General features: G+C 44.8%; 8 protein-coding genes. 2 read left to right on the forward strand and 6 right to left on the reverse strand.

Going from position 1 to position 12,269, the window contains the following annotated elements:
* Positions 1-73 precede the first annotated feature (73 nt).
* The 5 genes from ACTHTK_RS05225 to ACTHTK_RS05245 all read right to left on the reverse strand — a co-directional run bounded on the left by ACTHTK_RS05225 (position 74) and on the right by ACTHTK_RS05245 (position 6,214).
* A complete protein-coding gene (locus tag ACTHTK_RS05225) occupies positions 74-2,347 on the reverse strand; it encodes a Tex family protein (protein WP_440378456.1) in 2,274 nt (757 codons plus the stop codon).
* Between the two features lie 63 nt (positions 2,348-2,410).
* On the reverse strand, positions 2,411-3,061 hold the full coding sequence (locus tag ACTHTK_RS05230; RefSeq protein WP_003747991.1) for an ABC transporter ATP-binding protein: 651 nt from the start codon (positions 3,059-3,061) through the stop codon (positions 2,411-2,413).
* Positions 3,058-3,855, reverse strand: a complete 798-nt coding sequence (locus ACTHTK_RS05235) for an ABC transporter permease (RefSeq protein ID WP_049323612.1) — start codon at positions 3,853-3,855, stop codon at positions 3,058-3,060. The genes ACTHTK_RS05230 and ACTHTK_RS05235 overlap by 4 nt, the downstream gene beginning before the upstream one ends.
* A complete protein-coding gene (locus ACTHTK_RS05240) occupies positions 3,855-5,024 on the reverse strand; it encodes a capsule biosynthesis protein (RefSeq protein ID WP_107723843.1) in 1,170 nt (389 codons plus the stop codon). The genes ACTHTK_RS05235 and ACTHTK_RS05240 overlap by 1 nt, the downstream gene beginning before the upstream one ends.
* Before the next feature lie 11 nt (positions 5,025-5,035).
* Entirely contained in the window at positions 5,036-6,214 is a 1,179-nt protein-coding gene (locus tag ACTHTK_RS05245; protein ID WP_107723844.1) for a polysaccharide biosynthesis/export family protein, read from the reverse strand.
* A gap of 119 nt (positions 6,215-6,333) precedes the next feature.
* Between ACTHTK_RS05245 and ACTHTK_RS05250 the strand changes: the two genes are divergently transcribed.
* Together ACTHTK_RS05250 and ACTHTK_RS05255 are read left to right on the forward strand one after the other, a co-directional pair.
* Positions 6,334-7,437 (forward strand): stealth family protein, encoded by a 1,104-nt coding sequence (locus tag ACTHTK_RS05250; RefSeq protein WP_107723845.1) that lies wholly within the window; start codon positions 6,334-6,336, stop codon positions 7,435-7,437.
* A gap of 18 nt (positions 7,438-7,455) precedes the next feature.
* On the forward strand, positions 7,456-11,142 hold the full coding sequence (locus ACTHTK_RS05255) for a CDP-glycerol glycerophosphotransferase family protein (RefSeq protein WP_107723846.1): 3,687 nt from the start codon (positions 7,456-7,458) through the stop codon (positions 11,140-11,142).
* 71 nt (positions 11,143-11,213) lie between these two features.
* Here the strand turns inward: ACTHTK_RS05255 and ACTHTK_RS05260 are convergent, their stop codons facing one another.
* Positions 11,214-12,263, reverse strand: coding sequence for an acyltransferase (locus ACTHTK_RS05260; protein WP_107723847.1), 1,050 nt, complete (start codon positions 12,261-12,263; stop codon positions 11,214-11,216).
* Positions 12,264-12,269 lie beyond the last annotated feature (6 nt).

The raw sequence follows: 12,269 nt of genomic DNA on the forward strand, positions 1-12,269 counted from the left end.
TATCTAATTCGCCCTAGACGATAAAGGCCGTCTGAACATCACTTCTCAGACGACCTTCAATTGGTTTTCTACCTTACCGCTTCAACTTCGCAAACGCATCTGCCATCACCGAATTGGTTGGGGCGCGCTCGTTGCGTTGGGGTTTGCGGTCGCGGCGTTCCTGATGTCGGGTTTCAGACGACCTGTTGCCTTTGACTGCGCCTCCCGGTTCGTCATCCAAACGCATGGTCAGCGCGATGCGTTTGCGTGCGGCGTCGACTTCCAGCACTTTCACTTTTACCACGTCGCCGACTTTCACGACTTCACGCGGGTCTTGGACGAATTTATTGGACAGGGCGGAGATGTGCACCAAGCCGTCCTGATGGACGCCGATGTCCACGAACGCGCCGAAGTTGGCGACGTTGGAGACCACGCCTTCGAGTATCATGCCGACTTGCAAATCGCTGATTTCATGGATGCCTTCGGCGAAGGAGGCAGTCTGAAACTCGCCGCGCGGGTCGCGGCCGGGTTTTTCCAGCTCGGACAGGATGTCCAGAATGGTCGGCAGGCCGAAGCGTTCGTCGGTGAAGTCGGACGCTTTGATTTGCTTCACGCGCTCGCGGTTGCCGATGAGTTCGGCGGCGGTAATACCTTGTTGCGCCAGCATTTTGGCGACGACGGGATAGGCTTCGGGGTGGACGGCGCTTGCGTCCAGCGGCTCTTTGCCGCCGTTAATCCGCAAAAAGCCTGCCGCCTGCTCGAAGGTTTTTTCGCCCAAACGCGGTACTTTCAGCAATTTTTTGCGGCTGTCGAACGCGCCGTTTTCATCGCGGTAGGCGACGATGTTTTGGGCAAGGGTTTGATTCAAACCGGAAATCCGCGCCAAGAGCGGGGTAGAGGCGGTGTTCACGTCCACGCCGACGGCGTTCACGCAGTCTTCGACCACCGCGTCCAGCGATTTGGCGAGCTGGCTTTGGTTCACGTCGTGCTGATACTGACCCACGCCGATGGATTTGGGGTCGATTTTGACCAACTCGGCGAGCGGGTCTTGCAGCCTGCGGGCGATGGACACTGCGCCGCGCAAGGAAACGTCCAAGTCAGGGAACTCGCGCGCCGCCAGTTCGGACGCGGAATAAATCGACGCGCCTGCTTCGGAAACAACGATTTTGTGCAGCCCCATTTCGGGCATTACGCGCACCAGTTCACCCGCGATTTTGTCGGTTTCGCGGCTGGCGGTGCCGTTGCCGATGGCGATGAGCTTCACGCCGTGCTGCTTAATCAGGCGCGACAGCGTCGACAACATATTGTTTTCTTGATGCAAATAGACAATGACAGTATCCAGCAGCTTGCCCGTGTCGTCCACCACGGCGCATTTCACGCCGTTGCGGTAGCCGGGGTCGAGACCCAAAGTAGTTAGCCGTCCGGCGGGCGCGGCGAGCAACAAGTCTTTGAGATTGCGGGCGAACACGGTAATCGCGTCGGTATCAGCGGCTTCTTTCAGACGATTTAGTGCTTCAAGCTCCAACGACAAAAAGATTTTCGCGCGCCAAGTCAGGCGCACGGTATCGCGCAGCCATTTGTGGCCGTCTGAAATCTTGAAACGGCGGGCGATGAGTTTCTCGTATTCGCTTTGCTGCGTAATCGGCGTGTCGTCGGGCTGGTATTTGAGCGCGATATTCAAAATGCCTTCGTTGCGGCCGCGCAATACCGCCAGCGCGCGGTGGCTGGGCATAGTGCGGATGGGTTCGCGATGGTCGAAATAATCGCTGAATTTTTCGCCTTCTGTTTCTTTGCCTTCAACGACTTGCGCGTGGATTTCGGCTTCATTCCACAGCTTGTCACGCAGCGTACCGATGAGTTCCGCGTCTTCAGCAAACTGTTCCATCAGAATCGTGCGCGCACCGTCCAGCGCGGCTTTGGCGTCGGGGACATTTTCGTTCAGGTAGCCCTGCGCGGCGGCTTCCACGTCCTGCGGCTGCTCGGCAAGCAACGCATCCGCCAGCGGCTGCAAACCGTGTTCGCGTGCGATTTGTGCTTTGGTGCGGCGTTTGGGTTTGTAGGGCAGATACAGGTCTTCCAGCGCGGTTTTGTTGTCGGCGGCTTCGATTTGCGCCCTGAGGTCGTCTGAAAGCTTGCCTTGCTCTTCAATACTTTTTAACACAACGGCTTTGCGCTCTTCCAATTCGCGCAGGTATTGCAGCCGCTCGGCAAGCTGGCGCAACTGCGTATCGTCCAACCCGCCCGTGGCTTCTTTACGGTAACGCGCGATAAAGGGGACGGTCGCGCCATCATCTAAAAGCTCAATGGCGGCACTGATTTGCGCGGCAGTGGCGGAGAGTTCTTGGGAAAGAATTTGAGTAATGTTCATCAATAGAATTCCAACGGACAGGCCGTCTGAAATTTCAGACGGCCTGATTTAAAAACAATCGCTTTAAGGCAGCGAATTATAATATTCGTAGGCTTTGTCCATGTCTTCAAACTGGTACATATGCCCTTTTTCCAGCACCATCGCATTATCACAATATTGCTTCATGGCGCTGTGGCTATGCGATACCAAGATGATGGAACGGTCTTTGCGCTTTTCAAACAACTCGTACTTACATTTATCGGCAAAGCGCGAGTCGCCAACTGCAATCACTTCGTCAATCAGATAGCAGTCAAACTCTACCGCCAACGACAAAGCAAATGCCAAACGTGCCTTCATACCTGAAGAATAACGCTTGACCGGCTCATAAAGATATTGACCCAGCTCGGAAAACTCTTCGGTAAAGTTCTTCACATAATCGATGTCGACGTTGTAAATCCGACAGATGAAACGCAAATTGTCCATACCGGTCAGACTGCCTTGAAACGCACCGGAGAATGCCAAAGGCCAAGAAATACTCATCGTACGTTTGATTTCTCCCGTGGTCGGCGGTTCAACGCCACTAATCAAACGGATGAGCGTCGATTTACCTGCACCGTTGCGGCCAAGAATACCGATTTTCTCGCCCTTCTCCATTTTGAAGTTGATATCGTGCAAGACTGTCCGCCAACCTTGGCGGGTCAGATACCGTTTGGAAACGTGTTCAACTGAAATCATTGCGGCTCAACCCCTTTGCTGAATCTCGCCACCATCGCCAAACCAAGCAGCAGCAAAACCAAGTTACACAACAAAATATACCAAGGATTTTCGTAAGTCGTGACGCTGTCGCCAAAATATCCGGCACGGAACATTTCTGTACCATGCACCATCGGAATCATCAGCACATAGTGTTGTAACTGCTGAGGCAGGTTGTGTACGAAGAAAAACACGCCGGATAAAGGCATCATCACAAAACTGATGGTACTCCAAACCTTACCAAACGGTTCAAAGTGAAACGCCACCGAACAAATGACCAGCCCCAATCCAACGGCAAACATTGCCATCAAAAGCCAAGCCAACAACATATAGAAAATATCTGCCGGTACATCAATCCAACCGATGATGACCAATGCGAACATAATCACGACCTGCGCAATGGTGGCGCCGGCAATCTCCAACAACATACGCGCAAAAATGGTATCCAAAACGCGTACATTTCGGTGATACAGCAAGCTTGTATTGGCCGAAATCGAACCGATGGCACGATTAGAAGCATTACGCCACATCATCATCATCGGATAGCCTGTCAGCGTGAATGCAACGATATTCAAAGCTGACACGTTGTGCATGCGGAAAAATTTCCACATCAACACCATAACCAAAGTCAGCAGCAAAGGTTCGACAAACAACCACAAAAAACCAATGTTATTACGACCGTAGCGAGTAATAATTTCACGCATTAAGAGTGCGCCGATTACCCTTTTTTGAATAAGCAGCGACTCCAAAAACGATGTTTTATGTAGCTCTTTCATCAGTTTTTATGCTCACGGATACTTGCCGTCAGCAACACGGCTATGCCATAGACAATCAAACCGATGACAAACGTTGCCACGATGTTGTACAAACGGTTTGGCTCATGTGCCAAGTCAGGTTTGTTCGGCTGGGAAATCACTTCCAAATACAATTGCTGACGATCTGCTTCCGCTTTTGCACTTTCCAAAGAAGTCATCGCCGCAGCCAATTGTTTCTCAGCCAATTCGTTTTCCAAATACACGCGCTGATATTCCGCCGCCTGATTGGACAATGATCCCTCGCCACCGCCGGAAATCGCTTTCATTTGTTGCGAGATTTCTTTACGCAAGCTCTTCTCACGCGCAATCAAACCTGGAATTTGCGGGTTTTCAGGCGTAACAGCTTTTACCTGGTCAAGCTGGGTTTGAATGACAATCAACTCATCCTGCAATTTGGATACCAAACCCATTTGCACATCGGATTGCGCCTTCAAGTCGAAAATACCGTTGGAAACACGGAATTTTGTCAATTGGGCAGAAGCTTCTTTAACTTTCTCCTCAGCCGAATTGACCACTTCTTGAGCATAACGAATCGTATCCTGACGAGCACGTTCGTTCAGCTGGTTGATCAATACCTCGCCCTGTTTGAGCAAAGCATCATTGATCTTTTGAGATTCACCGGCATTGAACGATATAACGCTCAAATTGGAAATGCCTGAGACAGAGTCAAAATGGATGGATACCTTATCGCGGTAGTATTGATAAAACGCTTCATCCTCGCCACGCAGGCCAAAACCATTAAAACGGCTGAAGATGTCGCCTTCTTTTTCATAAAAATCACGAACGGGCATTTTCTTACGCAACGCGTCCAAAGCTGAACGCGACTGCATATATTCCTGCACGGTATAAATATCGTCTTGCGCACGAGAGAAACCAGACCCCTGCAAAATGGCACCCAAGCCGTTCAAAGACGATTGGCTCTTAGGAGAGCGCACCACAAAGCTGGACTGGGATGTGAACTGATCGGAAGCAAATATTCCGTAATACACACCGGAACACAAAGTCGGCACGATAACCGTTACCCAAAGCAACGGATTAATCTTACGTAACCAAGACTTTTTGGCCTTTTTCTTTTCGGGAGCCGGTTGTTCCGGTTTCACATCCACATTTGCAGAAACTTGCTCAGACATTATTTTCCCCATTAGTTCACTAAATTATTAATACTGTTCGCACTGCTCACCACAGGTGAGAACACAAATGACAAGAACTTGCGTACTTCAGCCATCGGCGCATTCGATACGTACACCACGTCCTTATCCTTCACAGGGAAACGCTGCATCCAAAACATAGAATTCGCATCTGCCAGGTTCAAACGGTAGACCACAGGAATCTCCGCACGATCGCCATAACCCTTTTCAACCCATTTAGATTGTTTCTCAGGAGGCAGCTCGGATAAAGGCGCATAACGGAATACAAATACACCGCGCGCATCTGCACGATAATCCTGCAAACCGCCCATACGTCCCACAGCCTCAGCCAAAGACAAGCCCTTCACAGAGAAACCAATCTGCTGCGTATGACCAACCGCACCCATAGACGTAAACGTGCTCGGATTTGTAATCATCGTGATCACGTCACCGCGACGCAACAAAATATTTTGACGCGGATGCGCCACCAAATCTTCCAGAGCAATCGTTCTGACAACATTACCGCGTGTCAGCTGTACGTTCGTATCCTGAACATTCGCAGTCGAACCGCCCACCGCAGCCACCGCATCCAACACACGCTCGCCTGCAGCCGTCAAAGGCATACGCACACTGTTGCCCGCACGGATAACCGATACATTCGCCGCATTATTTTGCACCATGCGCACCATTACCTGCGGCTGGTTCGCCATTTTTTTCAGACGGCCTTTAATAATGTTTTGCACCTGAACCGGTGTTTTACCAAGGACAGACACATCGCCGATAAACGGCACAGAAATCGTGCCTGAAGAGCTGACCATCTGTTCAGGCAGCTTCGTTTGCTGCGCATTACCCGAACCGGTAGACGACAAAGCTCCGCCGAACAACACAGCCGGAGGAGCTTCCCAAATCGTAATGTCCAGCACATCACCTATATTGATAGCCCCTATTGATGACGTACCATCGCCCAACTGAGCAAATGACTGATTAACTTGCGCTTGATATAGCGACTGAGCTACCGCACCATTCACATCAATCAATTCCACCTCCGGTACTTCGGCTGTAGCCTGCTGTTGCCCCAAAGCAACAACATTTCGTGTACTTGGGCCGGAAGTAGGAAGAGAAGAGCATGCAGCCAACAGACTGACACACAACAATAACATGCCCCTGCGGGTAAGACATTCTGCTTTCAACATTGATTAAATCTCACTATACTTTTAATTACGCACAGCCATTATAACACCTGATGAAATATTAGGCCGTCTGAAAACCTGACATAAGCATCAAAAGACATCACATTACAGCGAATACCGTCATGAGAAAACTTAAAAAACTGATTCGACAACCAGGTGTATTCTTCCGCGACTATCTCAACAAAAGATACCCTGTCCGAAACGCCGAACAGCGTACAACAGAGTCTGACGAACCGGTCATTATCGACAACAGCCTGTATTTAGCCGAAATTGAAAATAGTATCGACCTTCCCCCTATTAAAGTTGATGTCGTTTTCACATGGGTAAATAACCAAGATCCCAAATGGCAGCAACACCGCCGCCAATATAGCCCTACTGCCGAAAAAAACGCACTTCACAATAATGACGAAGCTCGTTTCAGCAACCACAACGAACTTTACTATTCACTTCACAGCGTGCGTACCTTCCTGCCGTGGGTTAACCATATCTACATCATTACCGACAACCAACGCCCCGATTGGCTCAACCCTGCCGACTATCCCAATGTCAGCATAATAGATCACAGTCAAATCATTGACCCGCAATACCTGCCCACCTTCAATTCGCATGTAATCGAAGCACACTTGCACAACATTCCCAATCTAAATGAGCACTTCATCTATTTTAACGATGATGTATTTGTTGCCCGACCATTACCGAAGGAACATTTTTTTCACGCCAACGGGATTGCTTCACTTTTTATTGCAGACAAAAGCCTAAAACAAATGTCCGAAAGAGGAACCGACACACCCACTCTTTCCGCCTCAAAAAACTGTATCGCACTATTACAACAGCACTACGACTGCCACATCGACCGTCCGTTAGTACACACCTATATCCCACTGCATAAAAGCAGCTTTCAATTTGCTTGGCAGCACTACCGTACTGAGATTGAAGCCTTTTTATCCAACCGTTTCCGTTCTAACCACGATCTCAACCTTGCCACCTTCCTCGTACCTTGGCTGATGTTTTTAAACAGGAAATCTACAGTAGGTAATGAAATATGTTATTATTTTAATATCCGCTCCAACAAAGCGCCTGCCCAATATATCAAGCTCTTAGAAAATAAAAAAAATGGGCGGCAGCCACACTCTTTTTGTGCCAACGATTTTCACAGCCAGCAACAGATTGAAAACTACCAGGACAAACTGATTCAAATGCTGGAAAATTACTTCAAAACCAAATAAAAATAAAAGGTCAAAAAAATGAACAATAAAAAATTTCGGAAGCTCTTACGAGACCCTAAACTCTTTTTCCGCGACATGTACGCCAAACGCGTAATGAAACTCAAAAAATACCTTCCCTTAAAATACGAAGGTAATAATCAATTTACAATCGTTTCAGCCGTTTATAACGTCGAAAAATACCTTGATGAATACTTTGACAGTATCGTCAAACAAAGCTTGAATTTCAAAAAACACATTCAAATCATTCTAGTAGATGATGGGTCAACCGACCATTCAGCAGAAATCATCAAACGATGGCAAGCCAAATTTCCTAAAAATATCCATTATTTTTACAAAGAAAATGGCGGCCAGGCCTCGGCACGCAATCTAGGTTTACAACATACACAAACGGAATGGGTAGTATTTACTGACCCTGACGATTATCTTCACCCTGACTACTTCAAATCAGTAGATACTCAAATTAGCCAACATCCGTCGGCAGTAACCGTAGCTACCAATATGATTTTTTTCTTTGAAAATCAAAATATTATAAAAGATAATCATCCTTTAAAATTCCGTTTTGATAAAACCCACGTTATTGATGTTGCTAAGCTCGATAAATTTATCAATATGTCAGCTGCCTCCACCTTTTTCAGAGTCAGCCATATTAAAAAACAGAATTTGGTGTTTGACCACAATGTTAAGCCAAACTTTGAAGATGGCAAATTTATTGCAGACTATTTATTAGATTTGCAGGATGCAAAAGCTGTGTTTGACAGAGATGCCGTCTATTTCTATCGCAAACGTGAAAGTGGCACATCCACTTTAGATACTTCTTGGCAAAAAGTAGAAAAGTTTTCTAATGTTTTTGAGTATGGCTTCTTGCCTATGCTTCAAAACTATAAAAACCGCTTAGGGCATGTACCCTCCTCAATACAAAAAACCGCATTATATGATATGGCTTGGTATATCCAAAAATTGCTTAATAGACCTGAACGTCTAGATTTGTTGGATGCCAAACAAAAATCACATTTTTATGATCTAATGCAGCAGGTTTTTAATTATATTGATCAAAAAAATATTATGGAATTTGGCTTAGCGGGAGTATGGCTATTCCATAAAGTTGGTATGCTTGGAATGTTCAAACAGAGCGAGCCACCATTCCAAATCGCCTATATTGAAAACATTGATCGTGAACGCAAACAGTTCCTTATCAGCTATTTTACCTATTTCGACCAGCCATATTCTGTGCAGGCTGATGGGCATGATCTTATTCCTGTCTATGTAAAAAGCGTAGTTAATAAGCTAAATGAACAATTATTTGTTTACGAAAAACGTTTGTGGGTTCCCTATGGGGATGTTGCAGACAACGCCAAAATTAATATTCTACTTAACAAAAAAGCAATGCGAATTTCGATTAAAGGTAAAACCTTTATGCACGGCATCGCATTAAATGAACTTATCGGTTTATTTACGCCGTCTGAAAAATACCTTTCAGACGGCAGTTGGCTCTTGATGGACAGGGAAACCAAAGCTGACGACAACGCTGAGCATTTTTATCGTTATATGATGCAGAACCACCCTGAACAAACTTGTTATTTCGCACTCAACAGAACCGCCTCTGACTGGAACCGTCTCGAACAAGAAGGCTTTAAACTTGTAGAATTTGGTGGTAGAGAATACGAACAACGTTTGCGTAAAGCTGAAAAAATCATTTCCAGCCATCTAGAAAAACACATTAACAATTATTTTGGTGATTTGTACGAACACAGCAAAAAATTCGTCTTCCTTCAACATGGAGTCACCCAAAACGACCTTTCTGCATGGTTCAATACTAAAACTAATCTACATTGTTTTATTACTACTGCCACCCCTGAATATCAAACAATCATAGCTAACCCTAGCCGCTATAAGCTAACAAAAAAAGAAACAGTGTTAGCAGGCTTTCCTCGTTATGATAGTTTAGTATCAAAAAATATTGATCAAAGTAGAAAAATCCTAATTATGCCTACTTGGAGAAACAATATTGTAGGACAAAATATTGGTCGCGGTAGCAACACACGTGCGTTAAATAGTGATTTTATGAAAACTTCCTATGCGCAACATTGGTTTAATTTTTTGCACTCTATAAATTTAAGACAATTAGCAGAAAAGTTTAACTATGAAGTTATATTTGCTCCACACCCGAATATTGAGCCTTATTTAGACTTCTTTGATATTCCTAATTACATTCAGGTTTGGAAAGGATCAAGTGCTATAGAAAGTATACAAACCTTATTTGGCCAATCATCAATTTTAATTACTGACTATTCCTCTGTAGCCTTTGATATGGCATATCTGAATAAATCTATTATCTATTATCAATTTGATCAAAAAGAATTTTTCTCTGGAGCCCATACCCTTCAAAGGGGATGGTTTGACTATGAAAGTTCTGGCTTTGGGCCAGTCACGTTAACTGAACAAGAAACATTTAATGAACTAGAAAATATTCTCAAAACGGGTTTAAAACCAAAATATCTTGAACGTATCCGTGCTACCTTCCCATTTCAAAAAGGTGGTAACTGCGAACGTGTGTATCAAGCTATTATCGCCCTTGATCATGCCGAAACTGTCGACAACCTACCGATTCTGGTCGATATGATTGAGCAAGCAGAAAATCATCAGGCATGGGACTTGGCTGCAAGCCGTATTCAAACTCTGCTTGATACAGGCCGTCTGAATGCGGAAGAAACAGCTGATTATCGCCATCGTTATCTGAACGCTTTATTTGAGAGCAAACAGTTTGATACTTTGCAAAACCTGTTACCTGATTATCCCGATACCGCAGGTTACTGGAATGCGAAAATGGACTTATATATCGGTAATGCCGTTAAAGGGGCGGAATTTTTTGCTGAAAACGAGCATATAGGAACGCAAAATGATTTACTTATAGCATTACTTGCAGCCTCGTTTCATCAAGCAAAAAGGCTGTCTGAAAAACTGTTTGCCCGGATAGGTACAGACTTATCCGACTCATATCAACCTTTGTTGACCGTAGCACAAAAGCTATCGGAGCAGAATTATTTTGTAGCATTGGCTTTACTGAAAACGTATATTGATAGCTTGGACGATCGCACAAAAGGTTATCTAAAACCCGAGCTATTGGCTTCTTACCTCTGCATGAAACTTGGTAACTTACAAGGCGCGCATCAGTATTTGGTTTCTTTTGAAAACCATACTCAGAATGATCCAAGTTGCCGTATCGCCATTGCAAGACTGGCAAAATTACGCGGTGATTCTGAAAAACTATTTACCCAGCTTAACCGTGCCTTTGAAGAAAATCTGCTCTTCATTCCTGAAGATTTAACAGTCGATTATCTGAAAAAAATGTACGCTACCGGCAACACTGACGGCGAAGGATATCTATTGGCTCAACTGCGCCAAAAATATCCTGAGAATCCGTCTTTGGCCTTGTATGAAGCTGAAAAACTAGCCCAAAACCAAGATTGGGAGTCTGTCACCAAAATATTGGCTGATTTTGCACAAACCTCACCGGAAACGATGTATCTTTATACAACTGCTTTATGCCGTCTGAAAAACCATCAAACAGCACAACGTTATTTTGACAGTCTCTCTCTACAAGACACAGCAGCATATTGGAAACTGGCAGCTGAAATAGCCGAAGCGAAAGGTGACAAGGCATTACAGGCTGAGTGTCTGAAAAAACAATTGGCTTGTTTAGAGTAATCTCTGTCTTATCTTAAAAAAGGCCGTCTGAAAACTTTTATGTTTTCAGACGGCCTTTACTATTAGATGCACTAATCAAGTTCTACTGTTGAATTGATATAGGTAACATGATTCATTTCTGCCAAATCCTTACCTTCATCTATATCTGTGTATAAAACATTATTGCGTTCCCAAAATACATCTTTGCGTATGACTTTAGCCGGCACGCCTGCAATAACACAGTTATTAGGAAAATGTTTTTTCACTACCGAAAATGCACCAACAATACTACCGCTACCAATCTTTGTACCACCCCAAATTGTTGCGCCATAGGCTACCCACACTCTGTCTCCAATGGTAACGTCTTTAGAAACATTTAAACGTTTGCCAGTATGAACATTATAAATCGGGTGTGCATCATCAGTACGGATTTGATTATTCGTGGCAAACATACAATCTTCACCAATGGACAAGGTTGTATGTTCGGCAACAGTAATATAAACCGGATTGGTACTGGTAGTTTTACTGCCGATGTTAATCGTACAGCCTACTCCCAAACACCATTGGCCTTGCATAGAAACATTCTCGCCAATATAGACTTTGCTGTCCTTGCCTAAAAATTCCAAAAACACATTACGCAAGTTTGCATTAGGGTGGATAACAACTTCATTCCCACCTCCTCCTAGAAATTGGAAATGACAGTTTCGCAGATTATCAGGTGCAGTAATTTTATTTCCGGAAGTATCAATATAATTGCCTGACATCACTTCTTTTTTACGGCTGTTAACTACTGGCCGTTCAGAAAAATATTGTTCCGCACGTTCGGCCAATTTGATAAAGACTGCACAGGTTTGGGCAAAATCCAAAGCACTGACATCATAAATGTATACATTATCCCCATCCTGCTTAGATAAACTGAAGTTTGGAAACATTTCTCCGATATTATCTATCTCACTTTTATTACGATAAAACAGGAAAATCTTCTGCCAAACTAAATTTAAACTGACAGAAAATGGTGTTTCACGGTCAGATTTGAAATTGCAGTACACATTCTGCTGATAATAAATATCAACAGACGTATTTTTTAATTTGATATTTTTAAGAATTTCTTGCTGAAATTCTTCAGTCGTTTTATCTATCATTACATT

The organism is Neisseria sp. P0006.S009 (assembly GCF_051962915.1).
In the GTDB taxonomy this organism is placed as follows: domain Bacteria; phylum Pseudomonadota; class Gammaproteobacteria; order Burkholderiales; family Neisseriaceae; genus Neisseria; species Neisseria subflava_E.